At 41.1% G+C, this 26,377-nt stretch carries 22 protein-coding genes and 1 other RNA gene; 18 read left to right on the top strand and 5 right to left on the bottom strand.

Annotated elements, in window-relative coordinates; translation table 11 throughout:
- The first annotated feature begins 356 nt into the window (after window positions 1-356).
- From CKW02_RS09675 to odhB, 6 genes are all read left to right on the top strand, one after another.
- A complete protein-coding gene (locus CKW02_RS09675) occupies window positions 357-1,673 on the top strand; it encodes a C40 family peptidase (protein ID WP_157733346.1) in 1,317 nt (438 codons plus the stop codon).
- 75 nt (window positions 1,674-1,748) lie between these two features.
- Window positions 1,749-2,327: a superoxide dismutase family protein gene (locus CKW02_RS09670; protein WP_003215748.1), complete on the top strand. Its 579-nt coding sequence runs from the start codon at window positions 1,749-1,751 to the stop codon at window positions 2,325-2,327.
- Between the two features lie 89 nt (window positions 2,328-2,416).
- Window positions 2,417-3,295 (top strand): ATP-binding protein, encoded by an 879-nt coding sequence (locus CKW02_RS09665; RefSeq protein ID WP_003215912.1) that lies wholly within the window; start codon window positions 2,417-2,419, stop codon window positions 3,293-3,295.
- Between the two features lie 11 nt (window positions 3,296-3,306).
- Window positions 3,307-5,223, top strand: coding sequence for a vWA domain-containing protein (locus tag CKW02_RS09660; protein WP_003215544.1), 1,917 nt, complete (start codon window positions 3,307-3,309; stop codon window positions 5,221-5,223).
- Between the two features lie 224 nt (window positions 5,224-5,447).
- Window positions 5,448-8,282 (top strand): 2-oxoglutarate dehydrogenase E1 component, encoded by a 2,835-nt coding sequence (gene sucA, locus CKW02_RS09655; protein WP_003215743.1) that lies wholly within the window; start codon window positions 5,448-5,450, stop codon window positions 8,280-8,282.
- Window positions 8,283-8,296: 14 nt separating this feature from the next.
- The gene (odhB, locus tag CKW02_RS09650) at window positions 8,297-9,553 is read left to right on the top strand and encodes a 2-oxoglutarate dehydrogenase complex dihydrolipoyllysine-residue succinyltransferase (RefSeq protein ID WP_003215695.1); all 1,257 of its coding nucleotides are present in this window, start codon (window positions 8,297-8,299) and stop codon (window positions 9,551-9,553) included.
- Between the two features lie 35 nt (window positions 9,554-9,588).
- Here odhB and CKW02_RS09645 read toward each other — a convergent pair whose 3' ends face one another.
- From CKW02_RS09645 to CKW02_RS09630, 4 genes are all read right to left on the bottom strand, one after another.
- On the bottom strand, window positions 9,589-10,539 hold the full coding sequence (locus CKW02_RS09645) for a bile acid:sodium symporter family protein (protein ID WP_003215499.1): 951 nt from the start codon (window positions 10,537-10,539) through the stop codon (window positions 9,589-9,591).
- 146 nt (window positions 10,540-10,685) lie between these two features.
- Window positions 10,686-11,507 carry a superoxide dismutase gene (locus tag CKW02_RS09640; RefSeq protein ID WP_034620470.1) on the bottom strand — a complete coding sequence of 274 codons (822 nt, stop codon included), beginning with the start codon at window positions 11,505-11,507 and terminating at the stop codon, window positions 10,686-10,688.
- The gene (locus CKW02_RS09635; protein ID WP_095117811.1) at window positions 11,500-13,374 is read right to left on the bottom strand and encodes a terpene cyclase/mutase family protein; all 1,875 of its coding nucleotides are present in this window, start codon (window positions 13,372-13,374) and stop codon (window positions 11,500-11,502) included. Before CKW02_RS09635 ends, CKW02_RS09640 begins: the two co-directional genes overlap by 8 nt.
- Window positions 13,375-13,476: 102 nt before the next feature.
- On the bottom strand, window positions 13,477-14,961 hold the full coding sequence (locus CKW02_RS09630; RefSeq protein ID WP_003215950.1) for an aldehyde dehydrogenase family protein: 1,485 nt from the start codon (window positions 14,959-14,961) through the stop codon (window positions 13,477-13,479).
- Between the two features lie 213 nt (window positions 14,962-15,174).
- Between CKW02_RS09630 and CKW02_RS09625 the strand changes: the two genes are divergently transcribed.
- The 8 genes from CKW02_RS09625 (at window position 15,175) to CKW02_RS09590 (ending at window position 21,053) form a co-directional block, all read left to right on the top strand.
- Complete coding sequence (locus tag CKW02_RS09625; RefSeq protein WP_003215772.1) at window positions 15,175-15,387, top strand: DUF6501 family protein; 213 nt, start codon at window positions 15,175-15,177, stop codon at window positions 15,385-15,387.
- A gap of 49 nt (window positions 15,388-15,436) precedes the next feature.
- Window positions 15,437-15,574, top strand: a complete 138-nt coding sequence (locus CKW02_RS09620) for a DUF4025 domain-containing protein (protein ID WP_223250615.1) — start codon at window positions 15,437-15,439, stop codon at window positions 15,572-15,574.
- 441 nt (window positions 15,575-16,015) lie between these two features.
- Window positions 16,016-16,354 carry a PH domain-containing protein gene (locus CKW02_RS09615; RefSeq protein ID WP_003215537.1) on the top strand — a complete coding sequence of 113 codons (339 nt, stop codon included), beginning with the start codon at window positions 16,016-16,018 and terminating at the stop codon, window positions 16,352-16,354.
- A 178-nt stretch (window positions 16,355-16,532) separates the two neighbouring features.
- Window positions 16,533-17,180 (top strand): SDR family oxidoreductase, encoded by a 648-nt coding sequence (locus CKW02_RS09610; RefSeq protein ID WP_003216148.1) that lies wholly within the window; start codon window positions 16,533-16,535, stop codon window positions 17,178-17,180.
- Window positions 17,181-17,271: 91 nt separating this feature from the next.
- Complete coding sequence (locus CKW02_RS09605; protein WP_003215876.1) at window positions 17,272-17,772, top strand: TraR/DksA family transcriptional regulator; 501 nt, start codon at window positions 17,272-17,274, stop codon at window positions 17,770-17,772.
- 132 nt (window positions 17,773-17,904) lie between these two features.
- Window positions 17,905-18,090: non-coding RNA, 6S RNA (gene ssrS / locus CKW02_RS09600), on the top strand.
- 133 nt (window positions 18,091-18,223) lie between these two features.
- On the top strand, window positions 18,224-20,005 hold the full coding sequence (gene recQ / locus CKW02_RS09595) for a DNA helicase RecQ (RefSeq protein ID WP_003215683.1): 1,782 nt from the start codon (window positions 18,224-18,226) through the stop codon (window positions 20,003-20,005).
- A gap of 256 nt (window positions 20,006-20,261) precedes the next feature.
- On the top strand, window positions 20,262-21,053 hold the full coding sequence (locus tag CKW02_RS09590) for a LysM peptidoglycan-binding and 3D domain-containing protein (RefSeq protein ID WP_003216022.1): 792 nt from the start codon (window positions 20,262-20,264) through the stop codon (window positions 21,051-21,053).
- A 152-nt stretch (window positions 21,054-21,205) separates the two neighbouring features.
- Here the strand turns inward: CKW02_RS09590 and CKW02_RS09585 are convergent, their stop codons facing one another.
- Window positions 21,206-21,718, bottom strand: coding sequence for a hypothetical protein (locus CKW02_RS09585; protein ID WP_050782689.1), 513 nt, complete (start codon window positions 21,716-21,718; stop codon window positions 21,206-21,208).
- A 198-nt stretch (window positions 21,719-21,916) separates the two neighbouring features.
- Here CKW02_RS09585 and CKW02_RS09580 point away from each other — a divergent pair, with 198 nt between their 5' ends.
- From CKW02_RS09580 to prpB, 4 genes are all read left to right on the top strand, one after another.
- Complete coding sequence (locus tag CKW02_RS09580; RefSeq protein WP_003215636.1) at window positions 21,917-22,456, top strand: DUF420 domain-containing protein; 540 nt, start codon at window positions 21,917-21,919, stop codon at window positions 22,454-22,456.
- A gap of 168 nt (window positions 22,457-22,624) precedes the next feature.
- Complete coding sequence (gene mmgD, locus CKW02_RS09575; RefSeq protein WP_034620474.1) at window positions 22,625-23,767, top strand: citrate synthase; 1,143 nt, start codon at window positions 22,625-22,627, stop codon at window positions 23,765-23,767.
- Between the two features lie 2 nt (window positions 23,768-23,769).
- On the top strand, window positions 23,770-25,206 hold the full coding sequence (locus tag CKW02_RS09570) for a bifunctional 2-methylcitrate dehydratase/aconitate hydratase (RefSeq protein WP_003215638.1): 1,437 nt from the start codon (window positions 23,770-23,772) through the stop codon (window positions 25,204-25,206).
- Window positions 25,207-25,220: 14 nt separating this feature from the next.
- Complete coding sequence (gene prpB, locus CKW02_RS09565; protein ID WP_003215466.1) at window positions 25,221-26,138, top strand: methylisocitrate lyase; 918 nt, start codon at window positions 25,221-25,223, stop codon at window positions 26,136-26,138.
- The last annotated feature ends 239 nt before the right edge of the window (window positions 26,139-26,377 follow it).

Raw genomic sequence — 26,377 nt, 5'->3', positions numbered from 1 at the left:
GAAGGATGCTTTTTTCATTTGAGGAGAAAAAACAGGCAATTAAGTAAAAAGTCATTTGATACAGAAAAATTTGTCATGTAGAATAGAACTATGAAACTAGCAGCGTGCTTGTTTCGACAAATTCCTTAAAAAATGTTTATAAATACAGCAAACGGCCGATACAAACGATATGGCTTTGTTTTAGCATTTTGAGTTGACTGCTTTAGCCTATTTGTTATTGCCCAACGTCTACATGTCGAGTAATATAATAGAAATAAAGATAAAATAGTGCAAGAGAAGCAGAGTCGTTAAATGCTAAACTTAAAACTAGTACATAAGTCTTGTTGAATGAAATCATGAAAGGCGGAGATTCATCTATGAAGAAAAAAGTAGTAACCGGCCTCACAGTTTCAGCGATCGCTGGCTCAGCTGTGTTTGCTGCACCGGCAGAAGCACAGACGATCAAAGTGAAAAGCGGTGACTCACTTTGGAAGATTGCCGAACAGTACAATACAAGTATTTCGGAGCTTCAATCTCTTAATCAACTAAAAACGACAATGATTTTTGCAGGACAAAGCTTGAAAATTCCTGGCGCAAAAAGCAAAAAATCCAGTTCGTCAACTGGTTCAAAAGCAACGAAATCAAATGCTTCAACGACATCAAGCTACACTGTAAAGCTTGGAGATTCTTTATGGCTCATTGCAAAAAATCATAAAATGTCAGTCGCAAGTTTGAAAAGTCTAAACAGCTTAAACAGTGACTTAATTCGTCCTGGACAAAAGCTAAAGGTATCTGGAAGCACGAAGACAAGCGGGAGCCAGTCATCAAACTCCTCTTCAAATTCCAGCTCAAACAATAAGACAACGAACTCAAATAGTTCATCTTCATCAAGTACATACAAGGTCAAATTAGGGGATTCTCTCTGGAAAATTGCGAATTCACTCAATATGTCGATTGGTGAAATCAAAACATTGAATGGGATCAAATCTGATATGATTTATCCAAATCAAGTATTGAAAGTAAAAGGGACGGCTGCATCAAAACCAAGTCAGCCGAAACCTACTAAACCAAACAATTCAAACAGTAACCAGTCTTCAAGCGGGAAAGCAACATCTTATACTGTAAAATCAGGCGATTCTTTATGGAAAATTGCGAATCAATTTAAAGTGCAAGTCCAGTCCATCCGTACAGCCAACAGCTTAAAAAGCGATGTGCTTAGAATTGGACAAGTTCTCAAAATTAATGGTGCAGCTTCAGGCTCAACTGGGTCGAATGGTTCTACGTCTAACGGCTCGACAAAGCCGGTCAACAATAACAAACCCGATGTGCCAATGAATGCAAAAATCACGACGATGATTCAAGAAGGTAAAAAGCTGACAGGCATTCCTTACAGATGGGGCGGCAATACACCATCTGGATTTGACTGCAGCGGCTTTGTTTATTACCTCATTAACAAGGTTTCGTCTGTATCCAGATTAAGCACTGCAGGCTACTGGAGTATGATGACACCTGTGAGCACACCTCAAGTTGGCGATTTTGTTTATTTCACAACGTACAAAGCGGGTCCATCTCATATGGGACTATACCTTGGCGGAGGAGATTTCCTTCACGCAAGTGACAACGGAGTGGGGATCTCAAACTTAAGCAATCCATATTGGAAAAAAGCCTATTTAGGTGCAAAACGTTTCTTCTAAAAAAGCCGATTTTCGGCTTTTTTTGTTTGCCTATTGATCAGGTTGTCCATACTGATATCTAAAGGGGGCAATCATATGAAAAAGTCAGTGTGGTTGATCATGATGTGTCTGGTCTTTGTTGCAACAGCTTGTCATGCACCGCCGAAAAAAGAAACGACAGAAGAAACCATTGAAGTTGCAGCATCTAAGCAAGCACCAGTTACCACGTCACTCATCAATGAAAACGGGCAAAAAATAGGGAGCATCGAAGTAAGAGACTCCTCAGAAAACGGGCTGGATTTACATGTGAAAGCGAAAAATCTGCCGCCAGGTCCTCATGGCTTCCATATTCACGAAACAGGAAGATGTGAAGCGCCAGATTTTGAAACGGCAGGGGCTCACTTTAATCCAACACACCGGGAGCATGGCTTTGATAACCCAAAGGGTCATCATGCTGGAGATATGCCTAATTTAGAAGTTGGGGCAGATGGACAAATTGATGTTGTCGTGAATGTACCAGATGTGACGTTAAAGGGAGGATCGAACCAATTAATCGATCAAAATGGGCGTAGCTTTATCATTCATGCAGAAGCAGATGATTACTTAAGCAACCCTTCTGGAAACTCAGGGAAACGCATCGCATGCGGAGCGATCACAAAAGAAATGGTAAAATAACAGATGTCTAGCCTTTATGTATTGAGTGCATAAAGGTTTTTTTAGTATACTTGGTGAGGAAAATGATCGAAGAGAGGAATTAATCATACATGTTTAACGAACAATCACTCCCAGAAGAAATTCAAGCAATGATTGAAGCAAAAGCAAAAGGACTAGAAGAAGAATTCCGTCCGCTTATTGGAACAGGCGGCTATGAATCACAGGACACGTCTATCATACAAGATGCGATGATTGCACTAGCACTCGGCAAAAACGTTCTTTTAAAAGGGCCGACTGGTTCAGGTAAAACAAAATTAGCAGAAACTTTATCTGCTTTCTTTCAGCAGCCGATGCACAGTGTGAACTGCTCGGTTGATCTTGATGCAGAAAGCTTGATTGGCTATAAAACCATTCACAATGATGGTCAAGTTGCTTCTATTGAATTTATTGAAGGACCTGTAACGAAAGCAATGAAAAAAGGCCATCTTTTATATATTGATGAAATCAACATGGCAAAGCCAGAAACCCTGCCTATTTTAAACGGTGTACTCGACTACAGAAAAATGATGACAAATCCATTTACAGGAGAGGTCGTTCGAGCAGATGAAGGCTTTGGCGTGATAGCGGCAATCAACGAAGGTTATGTCGGCACAGTGCCTTTAAATGAAGCGTTAAAAAACCGTTTTGTTGTCATTGACGTTCCATATATCGGCGGCGGCATCTTAAAGGATGTACTGCAATCTCAATCTGTATTAAAGGATGAACGTTTAATCGATCAATTCGTGCAGCTCTCATCAGACCTCATTACACAGGCACACAACGGGCAGGTGAGTGAAGAAGCAGCATCCATTCGCGCCCTTCTAGACACATGTGATCTTGCGCAATACATCCCGCCGCTTCGTGCAGTTGAACGAGGGATTGTTGAAAAGCTAGAAGATGACCGGGAAAAAGCAGCGGTAAGAAATATTGCCCAAACATTATTCGAGTGAGGTTCTGAGTTTTGAAATTCATCAAATTTAATGACAGCAGAATCGATTCATTTTTATTTATGGAATTAACGGATTTAGCCAAAACGTTAGCAAAAAGTGATGATGTCGAGCTTGAATACGGAGTGCAGTCCTACTATGATCCTTTTGAAAAGAAAATTTTCATCAGCCATTTTTGGGATGACCGTAAACAGGAAGACATGACAGCCGGACTGAAAAGTGATGTATTCCTCCGTGCAGTAGGAACCGTTTATAGTGATCTGACTGTCTTTCAGGAAATCATTCGCTATGCTCATACAATGTCCATTCCTGACCTGTGTAAACAATTGTTTATGCTCTTTGAAGATATCCGGATTGAAGAGCGGATTAAACGTGACCGCCCAGGAACAAAAAAGGTATTTAAACGAAGAAGAGAGCTATACCGGCGTCATTTTAAGACGCAATTAACGATTAACCAAGAGCGGAGCATTTTAACGGATGCACTCTATTGTGCAATGTATGTGAAGCTGACAGCGGATTCACCGCTAGAAGAAATTCCGCCTCTTCACGAGCGGATCAACCCAATGATTCCATTTATTGAATCAAGTCTTGAGCGTGTATATGAAGCGCGTTCAACCGGAGATATCGCAGTCATCGTCAAAGAATTAATGGAAGGCTTTGATGAGCTTCTTGATAAAGATATGCTGAATACGTACTTTTTCTTCCCGGAATTGGACTATGAAAAAGCGGCAAAAGAACCGCTGTTTCATGACTTAAAAAGAAAACCTAAATTAAGCGAGGACATCAAAGTCGACCGGGAAAAAGAGGGCGATGAAGACATCCACCAAGAGTATATGGAAGTGTGGCATCGAGAAACAGAAGCGCCGTCAAAAAGCTTCCTTCAATTTGATTTAGAGCACGGCGGGAAAAGTGATCTCGGGAAGGATGCAGCAAGAGAAGGCGATGACGGAGATCAAGCACTTGGCACTGTCCAAGGCTCTGCCAAGCAGACTCACCGAAAAGATTATTCAAAGCTTGAGGCGCTGGAAGAGGCTGAAGGCGAGGAAAGCGGAGCGGATGCTCATGAGAATGGAAAAGAGAACAAATATGCGTTTCCAGTCATGATTTCACCAGATCCTCCCGCGCCAGAACAAATCGATGTATACAAGCAGCACGCCAAGGAGATTGAGCCGTATCAGAAACGGTTAAAACAGATGATTCAAAAAACGCTCGAACATAAAAAAACATGGCCAAAAACGGATCTTCATGCAGGACGTCTGAGTAAAAAGCTCATTCGTTATTTTACAGAGTCGAATCCGCGTCTTTTCTATAAAAAACAGGCACCTTCTTCGGAAATTGATGCTGTTTTCACTTTATTAGTGGATTGTTCTGCTAGCATGTTTGACAAGATGGACGAGACGAAAAAAGGCATTGTTCTATTCCATGAAGCCTTAAAGTCCGTTCAAGTCCCACATCAAATTGTGGGGTTTTGGGAAGATACAAACGACGCATCAGAAACAAGTCAGCCGAACTATTTCAACACAGTCGTGTCGTTCAAAGATTCTTTATTTGATGCAGGTCCTTCCATTATGTCTCTTGAACCAGAAGAGGATAACCGGGATGGCTATGCAATTCGTCAAATGACAAAAATGATATTAAAACGAAGAGAAGAGCAAAAGTTTCTCATTGTTTTTTCCGACGGAGAGCCAGCTGCATTCAGCTACGAACAAAATGGGATTGTCGATACACATGAAGCAGTTCTTGAGGCGAGGAAAAAAGGCATTGAAGTAATCAATGTGTTTTTATCCAATTCACCGATCGAAGAAGCACAGATGAAAACCATTCAAGATATGTATGGCAAGTTCAGCATTTTTGTACCAGATGTCGATACATTGCCAGATGTTTTATATCCGTTACTGAAGAAATTACTGCATAAAAGCATTGGGGCATAAGGTTTTGCCCCTTTCTTCAAAATATTTTTCGGAATGATTTAAATTTTTTGTTTTTCTGTGAATTTTTTATCTTTAATTGAACAAAGAATGTAGAAAGTAATCCGAAACAGTGGTAGAATATTATTGGAAGCGTTTTATTACATAAATTTGGTCATTGTGTTCTGGAAGTTATATCGAGATAGTGTTCAATCACTTGATGATCAAAGTTGGGGGTAGTGTTCAAAATGTTTCAAAATGATGTGAAACAACCGTTGAGTTGGGAAGAATTTCATGGTCCGAACCTCGGCTATGTGCTCGAGCTCTACGATCAGTATGTCCAGGATCCTACTAGTGTTGATGAAGATCTAAGAGGCATATTTGATGAACTTGGTGCACCACCGAGTGAAATGAAGGAGGAAATTGGGAAAAAAGAAAATAGCGTAGTTACTTCTGAACAAATCCAAAAGATAGCATCAGTCGTTAAACTGGCAGAAGACATCAGAACGTATGGCCATTTAAATGCTTCCGTCAATCCTCTTCGCAAAGAAAAGGAATTACAAGAGCTGTTTCCTTTAAAGGAATACGGTTTAACAGAAGAAGACGTCAAGAATATTCCAATATCTATTATTAGTCCTGACGCACCAAAACACATTTCAAACGGCATAGAAGCCATTAACCATTTGAGAAATACGTATAAGCGTACCATTTCATTTGAGTTTGATCACGTACATGATTTCGAAGAACGGAACTGGCTCTCAAAATCAATCGAGTCTGGTGAACTATTTAAGAAAAAACCAGCCGATAAACTAGTTTCTGTATTCAAGAGATTAACAGAAGTTGAGCAGTTCGAACAGTTTCTTCATAAAACATTTGTTGGGCAAAAGCGCTTCTCAATAGAAGGATTAGACGCACTTGTCCCAGTACTTGATGAAATTATTTCAGAGTCTGTTACACAAGGGACTTCAAATATTAACATTGGAATGGCACACAGAGGCCGTTTAAATGTATTAGCACATGTGTTAGGAAAACCATATGAGATTATTTTCTCAGAATTCCAGCATGCGCCAAATAAAGAGCTTGTTCCATCAGAAGGCTCTATTGGCATCAGCTACGGGTGGACAGGTGATGTAAAGTACCATCTTGGAGCAGATCGTCAAATTAAAGACGAAGATACAAAGAGTGCGAGAGTCACGCTTGCTAATAACCCAAGTCACTTGGAATTCATTGATCCAATCATTGAAGGAAGCACACGTGCTGCTCAGGAATTACGTACTCAAAAGGGCTATCCAGTACAAGACGTTGAAAAGGCATTAGCCATCTTAATTCATGGTGATGCGGCATTTCCTGGGGAAGGAATTGTGGCAGAAACATTAAATTTAAGTCAACTTGTAGGCTATCAAGTGGGCGGAACAATCCATATCATTGCAAACAATATGATCGGATTTACGACGGAAAGCAATGAATCTCGTTCAACGAAATATGCAAGTGACCTTGCAAAAGGGTTTGAGATTCCAATTGTTCACGTCAATGCAGATGATCCAGAAGCATGTTTAGCGGCTGTTCAATTAGCTGTAGAATACCGCAAACGCTTTAAGAAGGATTTCTTAATTGACTTGATCGGTTACCGCAGATACGGTCATAACGAAATGGATGAGCCTTCTACGACTCAGCCGATGCTGTACGATGCAGTCAGAAAGCACAAAACGGTCAAGAATATCTTTGCAGATAAACTTGTCACAGAAGGTCTTCTAACGAAAGAGCAGCGTGAAGAAATCGAGCAGGCTGTAGCGACGAGAATAGAAGAGGCCTATCAAAAGGTGCCTTCAAAGAAAGAGCATACGATTCAAGAAATTGAACTGCCAGAACCAGTATCAAATGGCTTCCCAGCAGTGGATACATCCGTAGAGTTTGATGTATTACGAAAGCTGAATGAAGAATTGATCAGCTGGCCGGACGATTTCCAAGTATTTGGTAAGCTTAAACGGATCCTTGAAAAACGTGCAAAAGTGTTTACAGATGACCGTAAAGTAGAATGGTCACTTGGGGAAGCACTTGCATTTGCATCTATATTAAAAGACGGTACGCCAATTCGAATGACCGGACAGGATTCAGAGCGAGGTACTTTTGCTCAAAGAAACCTTGTTCTTCACGACAGTCAAACTGGAGATGAATTTATTGCTCTTCATGAGCTGAGTGATGCAAACGCATCATTTACTGTTCATAATAGTCCACTGTCAGAGGGCTCAGTCATCGGGTTTGAATATGGTTATAATGTCTATTCTCCTGAAACGTTAGTCATTTGGGAGGCTCAATTTGGAGACTTCGCAAATGCGGCTCAAGTGTATTTCGATCAATTTATTTCAGCTGGACGCGCAAAATGGGGACAAAAATCAGGTCTAGTGATGCTCTTGCCTCATGGATATGAAGGACAAGGTCCTGAGCATTCAAGTGGAAGAACAGAGCGATTCCTGCAATCAGCTGCTGAGAATAACTGGACAGTGGCGAACCTCACAAGTGCAGCGCAATACTTCCACATTCTTAGAAGACAGGCGAAAATGCTGCTTCGTGAAGAGATTCGTCCGCTTGTCATCATGACACCGAAGAGTCTGCTTCGTAACCCGAACACATTGTCTGAAGTCCAGGAATTAACGGATGGACAGTTCCAACCAGTTCTTGAACAACCAGGCCTTGTGCATGATCACGAAAAAGTATCGCGACTCGTGCTATCTAGCGGGAAGGTATCAATCGATATTAGTGATCGTTTTACTCAAATGGAAGAGCCGAAAGATTGGCTTCACATTGCGAGAGTCGAACAACTATATCCATTCCCAGCCAAAGATATTAAAGCGATTTTATCAAAACTAACAAACTTAGAAGAAATCGTATGGGCGCAAGAAGAGCCACAAAATATGGGGGCTTGGGGATACATTGAGCCATATTTACGTGAAATTGCGTCTGAAAAAGTAAAAGTACGTTACATCGGTCGAAGAAGACGTTCAAGTACGGCTGAGGGTGATCCAACTGTGCATAAAAAAGAACAAGAACGAATTGTATCTGATAGCTTGACTCGCAAAAACTAAGGGGGAAATGAAAAATGGCGGAAATTAAAGTACCTGAATTAGCGGAATCGATCTCGGAAGGAACGATAGCTCAATGGCTAAAGCAGCCGGGCGATTATGTGGAGCAGGGAGAATACCTGTTAGAACTTGAAACAGATAAAGTCAATGTCGAACTGACAGCAGAAGAATCTGGTGTACTGAAAGAAGTGCTGAAGGATTCTGGTGACACTGTACAAGTTGGAGAAGTCATCGGAACAATTGCAGCGGGTGAAGCTGGCGGAAGCGAGTCCGCAGCTCCAGCACCAGAGCAAGAGTCTGCACCAGCTTCGAAAGAAGAACCGGCAGCTGCTCAAAAAGAAGAAGCAGTGAAAGAAGAGCCGAAATCTGGTAATGGCAGAACCATCGCTTCTCCAGCAGCTAGAAAACTAGCGAGAGAGAAGGGACTAGACTTATCTGAAATTCCAACCGTAGATCCGCTGGGCAGGGTACGAAAGCAGGATGTCGCTTCTTATCAAAAGAATGAAGCACCTGCAAGTGCACCAAAAGCCGCGCCAAAAGCAAATGCTGCGGTGCAAAATGAACAACCAGGAAAGCCAATTGAACGTGAGAGAATGTCGCGCCGCAGACAAACGATTGCAAAACGTTTAGTTGAGGTTCAGCAAACGGCTGCAATGCTGACGACATTTAATGAAGTAGATATGACGGCTGTGATGGACTTAAGAAAACGCCGTAAAGATGCCTTCCTTGAACAAAATGATGTAAAGCTTGGCTTCATGTCTTTCTTCACAAAAGCAGTTGTAGCAGCACTGAAGAAATATCCGCTGCTTAACGCAGAAATTCAAGGTGATGAGCTCGTCTTGAAGAAATTCTATGACATCGGCATCGCTGTTGCTGCTAACGAAGGACTTGTCGTACCGGTTGTCCGTGATGCAGACAGATTGTCGTTTGCAGGGATTGAAAAGGAAATTGGTCATCTTGCGAAAAAAGCACGAGATAACAAATTGTCTCTAAATGAGCTGCAAGGTGGATCATTCACGATCACAAACGGCGGAACATTCGGTTCACTGCTTTCAACACCAATTTTAAACAGCCCTCAAGTTGGAATTTTAGGGATGCACAAAATTCAGCTTCGACCTGTGGCAATTGATGAAGAACGTTTTGAGAATCGTCCGATGATGTATTTAGCTCTTTCTTACGACCACCGGATTGTCGATGGTAAAGAAGCAGTTGGATTCCTTGTCACGATTAAAAACTTACTTGAAGATCCAGAGCAGCTATTGCTTGAAGGATAATCTTCAATTTGAAAAGCTAGCACCCATTAAAGGTGCTAGCTTTTTTTCTTTTCATTTTCAGTATTTCCTTTCTTTGACCAATACGTCGCAAGCCAGGAACCAGATAAATTATGCCACACACTAAAAATGGCACTTGGTACGGCTGCAAGTGGCGAGAAGTGTGCTGTCGCTAGAGCTGCACCAAGTCCAGAGTTTTGCATGCCTACTTCAATCGAGATGGCTCTTCGAGAAGGGATATCCATTTTGCACCACTTTGCGATAAGGTAACCAAATAAAAGACCAAGTCCATTATGTAAGATCACAACGGCCAATATTAGCAGCCCAGATTGAAGAATCTGCTCTTTATTTGCACTGACAACCGCTGCAATGATCACTACAATTCCGGCGACAGATACAAGCGGCAATGCTTGAACCGCATAGGTCACTTGTTTTTTGAAAAACAATTTAACGATGACACCTAAGATAATTGGGATCAACACAACTTGTACAATTGACAAAAATAGCGCTTCTGGCGATACAGGTAGCCATGATCTTGCAAAGAGTAAAATAAAGACAGGTGTTAAAAATGGAGCAAGAAGGGTCGATATGGTGGTGACGGCTACAGATAATGCCGTATTTCCTTTCGCCAAAAAGGTCATCACATTGGATGCTGTACCGCCTGGGCAGCAGCCCACAAGAATAACGCCTACTGCAATTTCAGAAGGAAGCTGTAATCCGTAAGCTAATAGAAAGGCGATAAGCGGCATGAGTGTGTACTGCGCCAGAACCCCAATCAGCACATAGAGAGGTTTTCGAAACAGCTCTTTAAAATCTTCAGCAGACAGGGTAAGCCCCATCCCAAACATAATAATACCGAGTAAAAAAGGAATATAAGGTCCAATCTTAGAAAATTCGGCAGGAAAGGCAAATCCAAGACACGCAAATAAAATGACCCAAATTGCAAAGGTTCTTCCTGCAAAGTGACTAATGGTTAATAAAATCTTCATTCATTGCTTCAACTCTCTTTCTATACATATCTTTTCTATTTTAAATGAATTTTCTGAAAAAACAACCCATTCTTTTAGTGCTGATAATAATATTATGTAAACTATAAATACTCCATATAAGCAAATGCCTACATGGAGTAGCGTTTTTAAAAAGGGGTCCATTTCACTTGCTGAGCTTGCTTAAGGCGTGCTTCTGGCTCACGCCAGTCAACGATATTCCACCAGCGATCTACATATGTCGCTTTTTCATTCAGATATTGCAGATAGTAGGCGTGCTCCCATACGTCAAGAGCTAGAAGAGGGATCACATCCCATTGTGATAAAAATTGATGGCGTTCTGCTTGTAAAATCTCTAATCGCTGAGATCTTGGTGCCCATACGAGAATGGCCCACCCAACACCTTCAACTTGTTTGGCTGCAGCTGAAAAATGGGATTTGAATGCATCATAGCTTTCAAATGATTGTTCAATAAGACGAAGCATTTGCCCAGTGGGCTTTTGTTTCCCTGAAGGACTCATAGAAAACCAAAAAATGCAATGTAAATAGTGTCCCGCACCATTGAAGGCTAGCTCCCGTTCCCAATGCTTGATCATTTTAAAATCATTGGTTCTTCTTGCTCTTTTTAAGGCAAGCTCAGCTTGGTTCAGACCATCAACATATGATTGATGATGCTTCTGGTGATGCAAATACATCACCTCTTTTGAAATAAACGGTTCTAGTGCATCATACCGGTAAGGGAGAGGGGGTAATTGATGGCCGCCAACTGCCACATCTCGGATTGCATCTTGTGGAATTATATCCTCTGCAATACTTTCAGCCAATTCGTACCACTCTTCTTCACTGGAATGTTCATCATTCATGATGAACGATAAATGTTCTGCTTTCTGACGGGTGTTGTCATCTTGAACTGCACCTTGAATGGAGCTAAGCCAATCTTTAAGCTGCATGCGATATTCTTCCTTATTCATTTTTACGCCTCATTTCTTCTAAAAATGTGGAACAAGCCATCATTGGAAAGACAAATGGATAGCTATGATAGGTGATGTAAAATTGCTTTGGAAGACCAATACCTACTGGATAGTGCAAGGCTTCACTCGAGTGCTGATGTTGAATCAAAAATGAGATGGCTTTTAAAATCACTTTGTCATCTGGCTGCACATATTGTAAAAGTGCCTCAGCAGCCCAAGCCGTTTGAACCACTGTCCCAAATGGAAGCGGGACGTACCTTTTAACCTCTGCACTTTTACACGATTCTCCGAAGCTGCCATCTTCTAATTGAATTGTTTTTAAAAATCGACATGCTTTTTGAACAGCAGAATGCGATGAGGAGATGCCAGCAGTCTTTAGTCCTGTTAACGCAGCCCAAGTACCATAAATATAGCAAACGCCCCATCTTCCGAACCATGATCCGTTTTTCTCTTGATGATCAAGCAGCCATTTCACACAATGATCTTTTTGCCTTTGCATGAGTGGTGACATGCTATTCTCTTCAAGAGCAATAAGATGGAGCACACGACCTGCAATATCAGGCGTAGAAGGATCAATGGCCGCATCCTCAGCAGATTCGAGCGGGAGATGACGAAGCAAGAAGTGATTTTGATTTTTTTCAAAAGCTGAAAAGCCGCCATCCCGGTTTTGCATGGAAAGAAGCCAATCAAATCCTCGTTTCCACTGAACGGGAGCGTATGTTTGAGGAACGGCTTTTAACACAATTTGCGTATCATCGCAATCTGGGTTATTTGTGTTTAAATCTGAAAAACCAAAGCCTCCCGGAGCCGCATGCCGGTTATGGATCGCCCAATCTGCTTTCTTCATTTGCTGCCGGTTCAGTAAGTACGTAAAAGACTTTTTGATCACTGGATCATCTTGTGTTCTGCCTGCCTGCTGAGAAGCATAACTGACAAGCGCTGTATCCCAAACATTGGATGTAGAATTTTCAGCATATTTCCTGCCCCCACAGTCAGTGACTAGCTGTTTCATCCCTTTAACTGCTTTTAAAATGAGATGATGTCCCGGAGAGTATCCAAGACTCATGAGTGCATAGACCATAAAAATACTGGCACTTAAATAGCTGTACAGCGTGCCATCTTTTTCAAGGCGGTCAAACATATAGCGCTTCGCTGCCTCATACCCGAAAAAGTCGAGCCGGCTGTCGAGTGCTGTATACGACCGCATGTACGCTAGAAAGTGGTGAGTGGAACGTTCTTCTCTTGCCATAAACCAGTCAAAAGGATTTTTAGACATGTTTGCATCAAGATGTGCTAAGCTTGGAAACTGTTCATGAGAGGTATATCGTTTGTTGAGTGCAATCATCATTGGGACAAAATGAATTCTTGCATATGCACTAAGATGATAGAAGTGAAGCGGGAAATATGTAGGGATGAGTAAAAATGAAAGTGGTGCATAGAAGTATGGCCAAGGGTGCATGCCATTGACGGCAAGCATCCACTTTGTCATAAAATGAACGTCCTTCAAACCGCCATTTGATCGAATAAAATGTGCTGCTTTTTCCATATGCGGCTCATCTTGTTGATACCTGCCTGACACGAGCATCCCGCAGTAGCCTTGCACAGTCGCGGTTACATGTCCCGCCTGATCATGATACAAAGAAAAAGAACCATCCTCATTTTGCTTTTCACGTATAGCTTCTGCCAATTGATGAACGAGTGCCTGATCCGAATCACCGACCGCCTTTAACAGCATAATCAAAAAAGCATTTGTCATCATTGGCCCTTCAAAGCAGAAGACAAAAGCGCCATCTTCTCGTTGTCTGCGCTGCAGTTGCATGTGCAATTCATCAATATATTCGTTTACTTTTGTTTTAAAATCTTGCATATTCGGCCATGCTCCTTTCCTTTATTACTATATTCAGGAGCCTGCCTGTCACATGCAATCACAAAAAAGCCGATGACATGGTCACCGGCTTTATAGGCGTCATTAGTCTTGGAGATTAATCCACACACTTTTGACTTCTGTATAGTTGTTAAGAGCGTATGATCCCATTTCTCTGCCAAGACCTGATTGCTTGTATCCTCCAAACGGGGAGGCAGCATCAAAGACGTTATAGCAGTTGACCCAAATCGTGCCTGCTTCAAGACGTGCAGCAATGTCATGGGCATGCTTTAAGTTTTCTGTCCAAAGTCCTGCGGCTAAACCATAGTCAGACTGGTTGGCTCTTTCGACCACTTCATCAATGGAATCGTAAGGAATCGCAGATAGGACAGGTCCAAAGATTTCTTCTTTTGCGATGGTCATGTCATCTTCTACATCTTTAAAAACAGTAGGGGAGACAAAATAACCAGCCTCATAAGGGCAATCGCCACCGACAACGGCTGTTGCACCTTCTGATTTACCTTTTTCAATATAGCCTAACACGCGCTCGTGCTGTTCTTTACTTACGAGAGGTCCGATTTGCGTATCTTGATGAAGACCGGCTCCTTGTTTGAGGGATGTCGCATATTCAGCCATTTGATCGACAACCTCATCATATTGGCTCCGGTGAACAAAGACCCTAGAACCTGCACAGCATACCTGACCTTGGTTAAACATGACCCCATTTAAAGCACCTGGAATGGCTTTCTTTAAATCGGCATCTGGCAAAATAATATTTGGTGATTTTCCGCCAAGTTCTAATGTGACCCTCTTAATGGATTTGGCTGCTTTCTCCATGATGAGTTTCCCAACACTTGTTGACCCCGTGAAGGCAAGCTTATTCACATCAGGGTGATCGGTTAACGCATTCCCGGCTGTTTCACCGAATCCAGGAACGATGTTAATCACACCTTCTGGGAAGCCGGCTTTATCCACTAATTCAGCTAAATAAAGAGCAGAGAGTGGTGTTTGTTCTGCTGGTTTTAACACGATGGTGCAGCCAGTCGCAAGTGCAGCACCCATTTTCCACATGGCCATAAGCAGCGGGAAATTCCAAGGAATGATTTGTCCTACAACGCCAACAGGCTCATGACGGGTATAATTAAAATATCCTTGGCTGACAGGAATGGTTTGTCCGCTTATTTTGGTTGTCCAGCCCGCATAATAGCGCATATGCTCGATTGCGAGAGGGATATCTGCATTGGTTGTTTCATTAATTGGCTTTCCGTTATCTAAAGTTTCGAGCTGAGCGAGCTCTTCTTGGTTTTCTTCCATTAAATCGGCAAGCTTGAACATGAGCCGGGCGCGTTCTGCGGCAGACATGGAGCGCCAAGGACCATGAAAGGCTTTTTTGGCTGCTTTTACTGCCTCATCAATGTCTTTTGCACCTGCTTCATATACATCAATAAGGGTTTCACCTGTGGCTGGGTTAGGAGTTGAAAAGGTTTTGTTATCGTGACTTGTGACAAACTGACCATTAATGTAGAGTTTTTTCGTCCCTTGGAGAAAAGATTCGAGTTTTGAACTAATTTGAAGTGTTGTAGAGCTCATAAATAAACAAACCTCCTTAAAGATATGGGTTGTTCTGCGAGTTCTAGGTGAAAAAGCGGATTTGAAGCAAATGATCTAGTATACGCACATGGATGTAAACGTATACATTCATCATATTACACCACATGTTTGAAAGCAATCCATAACACTCATTGCATTTCATGAAAAATTGGCTAAAATAAATGTATAGATGAAAAAAGGAGTTTTTAAATCATGATCCATCAAAACTGGCAAACGGCTCAAACGTTAAAACAAGTAAAATGTATACATACGAATGCGAAAAAATATATGGTCGACCGTGCACTAACGGTTGGAAGCACATATGAAGTGAAAAATGAAACAGAAGAATTCCTGTTTGTCGTTGATAATACAGGTAAAGTAGGCGGGTATTATAAAGAGTATTTCGAAGACTTTTCTGCTGAATGATTTTGATCATCATCACTCATACTAAGAAAAACAGTAAAGGGTGATGATGATGAAAAAGAAGCAAACAGATGAGCAGAATCAACAAAATGCTTGGCATGATAACGAAGATGCTGATATGGCAATTACGCTTGAGCAGATTTCCGATGTATATGCCGAGGGAACCATTGAAACACCAAAAGACGAATAGTCCAAATTGTTGACAAAGTGCTAAAATGATCTTTATTTTAGCACTTTGTCTTCTTTTTCAGTGTGACATGAAAACCTTTGCAGCCCTAGGAAGGACGAGTACCGGCGCGGAGCGAATTTGACATTCGTGAGCACCGGACTGACAAAGAATGCGAGGGTTTGTCTACACGCTGACAGTGATTTGAAAAAATCACTGTTTTTTTATTGGTCACAATTCAACCATTTTTCTCAAAAAGAACTGAAACTTTTTTCCTGCTTTAACTGTCTAAATAAGTAGAGGAAAGAGCATCGAATCAAAAAGAAAAAGTTAAATGAAATTTAATCTATTCGTAATGGAATAACGATCATTTATAGCGTATTCTATAAGTGAGAACAAAACGTACCCACAGAGCGTGTGGCCGTTTTTTCATAAAGGAATTTGATGGAGGAAGAGGGGGTTTACGTGGGTATTTTTTCTGTCAGTAAACAAAATGATAAGAAATTCGAATCCTTACTAATTGAAGGGGAAAGAATTGAAGCTGTTTACAGACTGCGTCACGACCAAATTTGTTTCACCAATAAACGACTGATCTTTGGCGATAACCGCGTATTTTCTAAGAAGAAAGTTAGGGTCTCCTTGCCATATCGATCAATTGAAAGTTTTGCCATTCAAGAAGCTGGCGTGTTTGATCAGGACACAGGTATGCTGCTTGTCACAAGCTCAAAAGTATTTGAACTCGATTTTTCAAAAGAGACGGATTTGAGTGATGTGCAAGCCATTTTGACAAAACATATTTGCTGATCAACCTTGCGATTACATAGATCACATGCACTTTTCTCATTCTTCGTACTTATTTTAATAGATCGCACATTGCCTGAGCCCTTGCCCATATTTTCTGGGAGGGGCTTTTTTTGTTTAGGTGTTTGAATGATAGCAAAAAAGGATAAAGATGAAACAGATACAGAAAGGAGAATGAACAATGAAAGTATTAGTTGCAGGAGCAAATGGACATACAGGTAGACTCGTCATTCGTTATTTAAAAGAAAAAGGACATGAGCCGCTTGCTCTTATTCGAGATGAAAAACAAGCGGATGCGCTAAAAGAACTTGGTGCAGCGCCTGTCATCGGTGATCTTGAAAAGGATGTGACAGATGCTGTGAAACAAGCAGATGCTGTCATCTTTGCAGCTGGTTCAGGCTCGAAAACAGGTGCAGATAAGACCATTGCAGTGGATCAAGAAGGTGCAAAACGTCTTGTCGACACAGCGAAAAAAGAAAACATTCAGCATTTTGTGATGCTGAGTTCCTTTAATGCCGATGATCCAAACCAGGGAAAAGGGCAAGGAAGTATGGAAATTTATTATGAGGCGAAAAGAAAAGCAGATGAACATCTAAAACAGTCTGGACTTTCCTATACCATTGTCCGTCCAGGTGCCTTGCTGCATGAGGAAAAGACAGGAAAGATTGAAGCTGCGGAGCATATTTCAGATAATCAAAACATTGAGATTTCAAGAGAGGACGTAGCCACTGTACTAGTGGAAAGCTTAACAGAATCCAATGTGAAAAATAAATCCTTTGACTTAATTAAAGGGGATAAACCAGTAGAAGAAGCACTTCGCACCCTGTAAGAGAAGCAAGCTGCTGCCAATAAGGCGGCGGCTTTTTTGATGTTTTCAATTCCCTTGCAGCGGGAAGGTAATAAGAAAGGAGTGATTGACCGTGGGCTTAACGAAAGAACAAAAAGCTGATTTATACGAAAGATTGAATCAATTAAAGGAAGATGTAAAAGGGTCAAAAAAGAAAGAAGAATCTATGCTAAGTGAATCGAGCGAGATTTCAAATGGTGTTGGGAACCATATCGCTGATCATGGGAGCATCTATTTAGACCGCATGACCGAACAAACGCTGGACCAAGTTGATGGCCAGCTTGAAGCTGAAATTGATGCAGCCCTGAAACGAATGGAAGACGGAACATATGGGGTCTGTGAGAAAACAGGGAAAGACATTCCATATGAACGTTTAAAAGCAGTTCCCTATACACGTTATTCAATCGATGCGAAGAAAAATGAAGAAACCACTCAAGACCCAAACGAGTTTGACCGTAATTTCTCAGATCAAATGCGTGATTTAACAAATAGACAAACAATGGATCAGATGCATTCAGATACGTATGAACGATTAGAGGAAGAGCAGGATGTTGACATAGACGAAGAAAAATAGGATAATAAATCGAAGTTACATTTTTTCAGAATAATTTTTTCTTATGTATGCAATGACAAATATCTTGTATACATGAGTATTTCATAGAAAAAAGATCTCTTGAAATTTAATAAACTTTCGTGTAATATAGTTTAAAGGCTGCGATGCGCGTAATGTTAATTAAGTTTTAACCTTTAAGCTGTAATAGGGAGTTTTATATTGAAGCCGGAATGTCATGCCTCCTTAGAGAGGAAGACAGGAACGTTTCTGCAAACACCCACTTTGAGGAGTGGTGGTTTAAAACTTTCTTACTTAGATTACGGCATCCGCAGCTTTTCCTAGGATGATTCAAGCCATTTTCCATTTCGGAAAATGGCTTTTTATTTTGTAAAAAGACGAAATTCGACTGATCGCCTGTAGAGGCAAGAATCTATGTTAAAATGGACAAAACAAATGACGGAGAGGGAATTGAATGTTAGAACAAGCAGAAGCACTCCTGAAACAATATTATGGCTTTGATGCCTTTAGAAAAGGACAGAAACAAGCCATTGAAGCGATTGTAAATAAACAAAAGGATACCGTCTGCATTATGCCGACAGGCGGAGGGAAGTCAGTTTGCTATCAGATCCCTGCGCTAATGATGGAAGGTACAACGATCGTAGTATCTCCGCTTATTTCTTTAATGAAGGATCAGGTTGATGCGTTAAATGAGATGGGCATACGTTCTTCCTTTTTAAACAGCACTCTGTCCGCAGCTGAAATGAATGAAAGGCTGAAAAAATGCGAAAATGGGGAATATGAACTGCTTTATATCACACCTGAACGCTTACAAAATGAACGTTTTTTTCAGCTGTTAGATCGGTTAACGATTCCTTTAATCGCGATTGATGAAGCGCACTGTATATCCGAGTGGGGACATGATTTTAGGCCAAGTTATCGCTTCATTCAAGAATGCTTGAACAAGCTGTCAAAAAGACCGGTGATTGTCGCATTAACAGCTACAGCGACGAAAAAGGTACACCAAGATATATGTGAACAGCTTGGCATAAACGGAGAAGAAACCGTCTTTACTGGGTTTGCTAGAGAAAATTTGTCCTTTCAAGTGATCAAAGGAGAAAACAGTGAACGTTTTATCACACAATATATGAAGAAAAACAGTCTTGAGTCTGGCATTATTTATACAGCCACTCGTAAAGAAGCGGATAACATTTATCATCGACTAAAAAAACAAAAGATCAAAGCTGGCGTTTATCATGGTGGATTGGATGATCATACGAGAGAAGAGCAGCAAAACCTCTTTTTAAATGATGATATCCAGGTGATGGTCGCCACATCAGCATTTGGCATGGGAATCAATAAGTCGAATGTCCGTTTTGTGATCCATCATCAAATTCCAAGGGATATTGAAAGCTACTATCAAGAAGCTGGGCGTGCCGGCAGAGATGGGCTTGAAAGTGAATGCATCTTACTGTTTTCACCTCAAGGTGTAAGAGTGCAGCGCTTTCTCATTGAGCAGTCAATAGAAGATGAGACGCGCTACCAGCATGAGCTGCTTAAATTAAGGCAAATGGTGGATTACTGTCATACTGAGCAATGTCTGCAGCAATTTGTGATGGATTATTTTGATCAAACAGCTAGTTCGCCTTGTGGTAAATGCAGCAACTGCCTTGATGAAAGAGAGCGTGAAGAGGTCACAAGAGAAGCACAGATGGTGTTATCTTGTACAGTGAGAATGAATGAGCGCTTCGGTAAAATGATGATCGCCCAAGTATTGGCAGGCTCTAGAAACAAAAAAGTGCTAGAGCTAGGTTTCGATCGTCTCCCTACATATGCTTTAATGAAACAACATTCGGCTCAGCAAATCAGTGACTTCATTGAATTTTTAATTACAGAAGAGTATTTGCACATGTCTGAAGGAGCTTACCCAACACTGAAGGTGACCCATAAAGGGAAGAAAGTGTTAGTTGGACAAGAGGCTGTGTATAAAAAGCAGGCGATCAAAGCAGAAGCCATTCAAGAAAACGATGTATTATTTGAGCGATTGAGATCGCTAAGAATGAAGCTAGCTAGAGAGCAAGGTGTTCCGCCGTTTGTTGTCTTTTCTGATCAAACATTGAAGGAAATGTCAGCGGTAGAGCCTCAAACAGATGATGAATTACTCCAAATTAAGGGGATTGGCGCTCAAAAAAGAGAGAAATACGGAGATGTTTTTTTAGAAGAAATTCGTTTATTTATAGAAAAAGAGAAAAAATAAAGAGTTTGAAGAAGAAAAATAAATTTTTTTCGCTGCACTTGGACGCGTTTTCATCAGGTCATTTTCGATCCTTGTAAAACCTTGATATGGCGGGGAATCAAGCCGTTTTGTGGTCTGATTTACCAATGGAGAGAGATGTTTCATGTAAAGGAACTGTAATCTAAAACATATCGTTTTGTTATTGAATTGACATTTACATATGTTACGATAGCACTCGTTAGCCGCCATAAAAAGCTAACAAGGGAGGATTTACTTTATGAAGAAGACTATTATGTCCTTGGTTGCTGTTGCAGCAATCTCAACAACAGCATTTGGAGCGCAGCAAGCTTCTGCAAAGGAAATCACTGTACAGAAAGGTGATACACTTTGGGGAATCTCACAAAAAAATGATGTGTCTCTAAAGGACCTAAAGGGTTGGAACAATTTATCTACTGATATGATCTATGTAGGTGATAAATTGACAATCTCTTCAAAAGAGAAAACTCAGGAGCAGTATAAAGTCCAGAAGGGGGACAGCCTCTGGAAAATCGCTCAAAAATTCAATGTGTCAATTAGCGATATTAAGTCTTGGAATAACTTAAACTCAGATATAATTATGGTTGGTTCAACACTAAGTGTTGCTGGCCAAAGCTCGGCTCCGGTAAGCTCAGAACCTGTTCAAAAACAGGAACCTGTCCAAAAAGAGCAAACAACGAAAAAAGCTGCTCCTAAAAAGGAAACAGCTAAAGCAGAATCATCTTCTGCTAGTCAGAGTGTACAAAAAGAAATGACTGTTACAGCTACGGCTTATACAGCAAATGATGGTGGCATCTCAGGTATTACTGCAACAGGGGTAAACTTAAACAAAAACCCAAATGCAAAAGTCATTGCAGTAGATCCTAATGTCATTCCATTAGGAAGTAAGGTTTATGTTGAAGGCTACGGTGAAGCCATCGCAGCAGATACTGGCGGCGCAATTAAAGGTAACAAAATTGATGTACATGTACCAAGCAAATCCCAAGCGAAAAATTGGGGCGTAAAATCAGTCAAAGTAAAAGTACTTAACTAGTAAATAATTGTTTTTTGGAAGAAAGCATCAGGTGGCGGCCTGATGCTTTTATTGTACCCTTTTTTTGGTCAAAAATACACATATTTTTCAGAAAAATTTGCATTTTCGACAAAAAGTAGCGCATATCTTATGATACACGCTGGTTTTTGTCGTTAGCTGTCCACCCAATAAATTTCTCCGCTTTGTTCTTTCCAATTGATCTGGACATCAAATTGATGCTTTTCATAAAAATGAATTAAGCGATCTACGTGATCCCAGTCTCTTTTGACGAGGTCGCCAGTAATCACGGGTATGTTCTGCTCTCTTGCGATTTCTTTTAAATGCTTCATGCAGATGGAGCCGTATCCATTATCTGGTGGGCCTTTAATATCGGCAATATGAATCTTTCCTTCTTCAGGATATTCCGCAATTAAGGAAAAATCAGATTGTCCGCGAAAAGCTTTTTCACAATCGCTGAGCATAATTTTACATGTATCTGCACTTTCAATGGCAGAGACGATCAGCCACTCATCTTCTTTCGCTTGATCGATGCCAATGATTTTTGCTTTTTTCGAAATATCTTTCATATTTTCTTGCATTCGATACATTTGGAACTGCAATTGCTGTAATTCTTGCTCTAACGTCTTCACATCGTTGGCTGTTTCCTGTAAGATTGACAAGTCCATTACTCCTTTCCTATCAGAAATGATCAAAATCACATAAATTCCAATTTTAAAGGAAGTGGATGGATCTTTCAAGCCGTTAGAACGCCTGCAACCTGCAAGTTTGTCTAAAATTCGACGAAGACAGCGAATTCATTGACTTTATAGAGAAATTTAAATAACATACTCTTAGTCGGAACTAATAAAGAGAGGTTTTCAAACATGAACGAACAGAATCAAAAACCGAAAAATTTTACTGGTATTGTGATCATTTTAACAATTGCCATCAACGGATTAATCGCTTTATTATTTTTAATGCCAAAATCAGATAAATTTAGCCATCTGGATATTACATTTTTGCCGTTACTTAATGCCGTGATGAACAGCTTTACGTTTATCTTTTTACTTTCAGCACTCATCATGATTAAACAAAAGAACATTAAAGCGCACAGACGATTTATCTTTGCTGCATTTTCAACGACACTTGTCTTTTTAATTTCGTATGTGACCTATCACTCAATGGCAGCTGATACCCATTTCGGAGGAGAAGGGATTATCCGTCCAATTTATTTCTTTATTTTAATCACACATATCGTCTTATCAGCAGTCATTGTACCGCTTGCCCTGATTACGCTGTTTAGAGGCGCACAGATGCAAGTCGAGCGTCACCGTAAAATTGCTCGCTGGACCATGCCGCTGTGGCTTTATGTCAGTCTCACTGGCGTCATTGTGTATATGATGATTTCTCCATACTACAGCTAACGTATGTCCAACTGGACATACGTTCTTTTATTTACAAGATGCAGTGCTTTGGATAAAATGGGAGTTGGGTATCCGACTTGCACGGTATCTTCCCATCTATAGACTCACATCATTTCTGGCCGTTTGCTCGTTTGGAGAACAACAATTGAACGAAACGGGGGTTATATGATGACTGAACAACTGCAGTATAAACCGGGGCTTGAAGACATTGTGGCAAGCGAAACGTCTATCTCATACTTAGATGTGCAGCAAGAAGAGATTGTAATTCGCGGGTATGACCTCATCGAGTTGGCACAAAAAAAGACCTATTTAGAAACAGCCTATCTGCTTATTTATGGAAGATTACCTGATGCGATGGAACATCACCAGTTTCAGCAAGACATTTCCTCACAAACCAACTTACATCCAACCATTCAAACCATTTTAACAAAACTGCCAAAAACCACACATCCGATGGATGCCATGAGAACGTGCATATCTGCTCTTAGTGGGTACGATGATGCGTTACAAGATCGATCAGAAGCATGCCAGCAAAAGCGTGCTGTTCGATTACTCGGCCAGCTGCCGGCCATTGTCGCTGGAAGCTATCATATTCTCACAAAAGACGCCGCTATTTCTCCAGATCAGACCAAATCCTACACTGAAACCTTTTTAACCATGCTAACCAGACGCACGCCAACCCAAGACGAAATCACCGCTTTTGACCAAACACTCACATTATATAGTGAACATGAGCTGCCTAATTCAACGTTTGCGGCTAGAGTTATCGCATCCACACATTCTGATATGTATGGTGCTCTTACTGGAGCAATTTCTTCATTAAAAGGTGACTTGCACGGAGGAGCGAATGAAGCTGTCATGCATATGCTTCTCGAAGGGAAAACAACGGAAGGCTTCCTTGCGCTGATTGAGCGAAAATTAGCAGCAAAGGAAAAAATGATGGGCTTTGGCCATAGGGTATACATGAGAAAAATGGACCCAAGAGCCGCTCTTTTAAAACGATCATTGAAAACGCTTACGGAATCAAAGGGAGATACAACGCTTTATGACATGTGTGTAGCAGGAGAGGCATACATGAAAGAGAAGAAAAACCTCTATCCGAACCTTGATTATTACGCCGCACCTATTTATTACGTGCTCGGGATTCCAATTTCACTTTATACACCGATTTTCTTTGCTGCAAGGGCAAGTGGATTAGCTGCTCATGTCATTGAACAGCATTTGCATAATCGCATTTTCAGACCGAGAGTCCGTTATTTAGGGCCAAGAGGATTAAAAGTTTCAGATGATGATGGAAAAATGGGGGAATGAACATGAATAAAACAGCAGTCGCCAATCAAACGGATCAGCTATTAGAAGAAATCGCAGCCTATGCAGTAGACGGGGAAATTACGAGTAAAGAAGCCATTGAAACGGCACGCTATGTGCTTATAGACACACTTGGCTGCGGAATGCTGGCGCTCAATTTTCCTGAATGTACGAAGCATCTTGGACCGATCGTCCCTGGAACCGTTGTACCTAATGGAGCAAGAGTTCCAGGTACTTCCTTTGTGCTAGATCCTGTTCAAGCGGCTTTTGATATAGGCTGTATGATTCGCTGGTTAGATTATAATGACACGTGGCTTGCAGAGGAGTGGGGACATCCGTCAGATAACTTAGGCGGGATATTAGCTGTGAGTGATTACATCAGCAGAACACAGCTTGCAAACGGGGAAGAGCCGCTTTCGATGAATGACGTACTACATGCGATCGTCAAAGCACATGAAATTCAAGGCGTGCTGGCTTTAGAAAATTGTCTGAATCGCAATGGCTTGGATCATGTGCTATTTGTCAAAGTAGCAACAAGTGCTGTTGTATGTGCATTGCTTGGCGGAACAAAGGAAGACGTGCAGCATGTTTTATCACAAGCGTTTGTTGATAATTCACCGCTTAGAACATACCGTCATGCCCCAAACACAGGATCAAGGAAATCATGGGCAGCGGGTGATGCAACAAGCCGCGGGGTGAGACTCGCAATGATGACACTCAAAGGGGAAATGGGCTATCAAACGCCGCTTAGTGCAGAGAAGTGGGGCTTTGAAGATGTTCTGATGAAAGGGAAATCTCTCACACTCGCTCAGCCGCTAGGATCGTACGTCATCGAAAATGTGCTTTTCAAAATTGCTTATCCTGCTGAGTTTCACGCCCAAACGGCTGCAGAGGCTGCTATGATCCTGCATGACGCTGTAAAAGGTCGATTAGATGACATTGACCGGGTAGAGATTACAACACATGAATCAGCGATTCGGATTATCGATAAGAAGGGACCGCTGTATAATCCAGCAGACCGCGATCATTGCTTGCAATATATTACTGCGATTGGATTGATCTATGGTGAGCTCACAGCTGACCATTATGAAGAAGAAACGGCGCAAAATCCGGTCATTGATCGTCTCCGGGATCAAATGGTCGTCAAAGAAGATAAACAATATACAGCGGATTATTTAGATCCGAAAAAGAGATCCATTGCAAACAGTGTGCAGATCTTCTTTAAAGACGGGACGATGACAGACCGAATCGAAATTGAATATCCACTTGGTCATCGCAGAAGAAGGCAGGAAGGCATTCCTCTGCTTGAAAAGAAATGGCTCTATCATTTGAAGACGAGATTTCCACAAAAACAAGTGGATCAAATTGTGTCACTCTGTCAAAATCCAAATCAATTAAAAACAACAACCGTACCAGCATTTATGGACTTATTCGTCATATAAGGGAGGGAATTAGTGTGTGGATCGTGAATGATGAATCAAGTCAAGTAGATTTAGCCGCAGCCTTTCAAGAACAAATGCACAAATCAGCTTTATTTCAAATTCCAGGCGTTCACGATGGAATGTCTGCGCTCTATGCAAAAAAAATGGGCTTCCAAGGGCTCTATTTATCCGGAGCCGCCTTTTGTGCCAGCAAAGGATTGCCTGATCTCGGCATGATCCATTCAACGGAAATGGCTGAAAAAGCGAAGGAAATTATTCGAGCTTCTCAGCTGCCGCTTTTGGTCGATATGGATACTGGCTATGGCGGTGTATTGAATGCTGCAAGGGCGGCAAAGGAAATGATAGAAAGTAAGGTGGCAGCTGTTCAAATTGAAGATCAGCAAATGCCAAAAAAATGCGGACATTTAAACGGAAAATCGCTCGTTCCAGTAGAAGAGATGATCGCAAAAATCAAAGCCATCAAACAAGCGGCACCAACGCTTTTGGTGATTGCGAGAACCGATGCAAGGTCCGTAAATGGGATGGAGGATGTCATCCGCAGGGCCAATCTTTACGTAGAAGCAGGAGCTGACGCTATTTTTCCTGAGGCACTCATCACAGCAGAGGACTTCACGCATGCGTCAAACAATATTAAAGGACCGCTCCTTGCAAATATGACGGAGTTTGGCAAGACGCCTTATTATCATGCAGACGAATTTTCTGTATTTGGCTTTCAAATGGTCATTTACCCTGTGTCATCACTCAGAGTCGCTGCAAAAGCGTATGAGCGTTTATTTACAGAAATCATGGAGAAGGGGACGCAGCAAGGAATGCTAAAGGACATGCAAACGAGACAAGAGCTGTATGAAACGATTCATTATGATGAATATGAGGAAATGGATCAGCATTTAGCGAAAACGATCCTGCCGGAAATCGGGAAAGAACATCGATAAAATGAAAAGCACTTCCATTTAGGAAGTGCTTTTCATTTTATGATAATTAAGAATGAGTTAGATAATGAGATTTTGAAATGTTAATTATTCTTTTAAACATTTTTTTGCTACAAATAAAGTTTAAGGTCTTATGTTGTAAATAAATACCTTATAAGTTATAATTATGAATTAAAAAATATTTCAATAATCTTGAATACAAAAGATTAATATATTCAAAATTAGTATAAGTAGGTGTTTTA

Origin of the sequence: Bacillus pumilus, assembly GCF_900186955.1 — a bacterium.
GTDB classification, from domain to species: domain Bacteria; phylum Bacillota; class Bacilli; order Bacillales; family Bacillaceae; genus Bacillus; species Bacillus pumilus.
The sequence above is the reverse complement of the archived record's forward strand: the minus strand, read 5'-3'. Positions and strand labels throughout refer to the sequence as shown.

Bases quoted from the DNA above. Each gene is read 5' to 3' on its own strand.
- recQ (WP_003215683.1), top strand. From the start codon at position 18,224: ATGTTAGAACAAGCAGAAGCACTCCTGAAACAATATTATGGCTTTGAT.
- CKW02_RS09640 (WP_034620470.1), bottom strand. From the start codon at position 11,507: ATGAATAAGGAAGAATATCGCATGCAGCTTAAAGATTGGCTTAGCTCC.
- odhB (WP_003215695.1), top strand. From the start codon at position 8,297: ATGGCGGAAATTAAAGTACCTGAATTAGCGGAATCGATCTCGGAAGGA.
- CKW02_RS09570 (WP_003215638.1), top strand. From the start codon at position 23,770: ATGAATAAAACAGCAGTCGCCAATCAAACGGATCAGCTATTAGAAGAA.
- CKW02_RS09635 (WP_095117811.1), bottom strand. From the start codon at position 13,374: ATGCAAGATTTTAAAACAAAAGTAAACGAATATATTGATGAATTGCAC.
- CKW02_RS09645 (WP_003215499.1), bottom strand. From the start codon at position 10,539: ATGAAGATTTTATTAACCATTAGTCACTTTGCAGGAAGAACCTTTGCA.
- sucA (WP_003215743.1), top strand. From the start codon at position 5,448: ATGTTTCAAAATGATGTGAAACAACCGTTGAGTTGGGAAGAATTTCAT.
- CKW02_RS09590 (WP_003216022.1), top strand. From the start codon at position 20,262: ATGAAGAAGACTATTATGTCCTTGGTTGCTGTTGCAGCAATCTCAACA.
- CKW02_RS09610 (WP_003216148.1), top strand. From the start codon at position 16,533: ATGAAAGTATTAGTTGCAGGAGCAAATGGACATACAGGTAGACTCGTC.
- mmgD (WP_034620474.1), top strand. From the start codon at position 22,625: ATGACTGAACAACTGCAGTATAAACCGGGGCTTGAAGACATTGTGGCA.
- CKW02_RS09580 (WP_003215636.1), top strand. From the start codon at position 21,917: ATGAACGAACAGAATCAAAAACCGAAAAATTTTACTGGTATTGTGATC.
- CKW02_RS09665 (WP_003215912.1), top strand. From the start codon at position 2,417: ATGTTTAACGAACAATCACTCCCAGAAGAAATTCAAGCAATGATTGAA.
- CKW02_RS09585 (WP_050782689.1), bottom strand. From the start codon at position 21,718: ATGGACTTGTCAATCTTACAGGAAACAGCCAACGATGTGAAGACGTTA.
- CKW02_RS09670 (WP_003215748.1), top strand. From the start codon at position 1,749: ATGAAAAAGTCAGTGTGGTTGATCATGATGTGTCTGGTCTTTGTTGCA.
- CKW02_RS09620 (WP_223250615.1), top strand. From the start codon at position 15,437: ATGAAAAAGAAGCAAACAGATGAGCAGAATCAACAAAATGCTTGGCAT.
- CKW02_RS09675 (WP_157733346.1), top strand. From the start codon at position 357: ATGAAGAAAAAAGTAGTAACCGGCCTCACAGTTTCAGCGATCGCTGGC.
- CKW02_RS09625 (WP_003215772.1), top strand. From the start codon at position 15,175: ATGATCCATCAAAACTGGCAAACGGCTCAAACGTTAAAACAAGTAAAA.
- CKW02_RS09630 (WP_003215950.1), bottom strand. From the start codon at position 14,961: ATGAGCTCTACAACACTTCAAATTAGTTCAAAACTCGAATCTTTTCTC.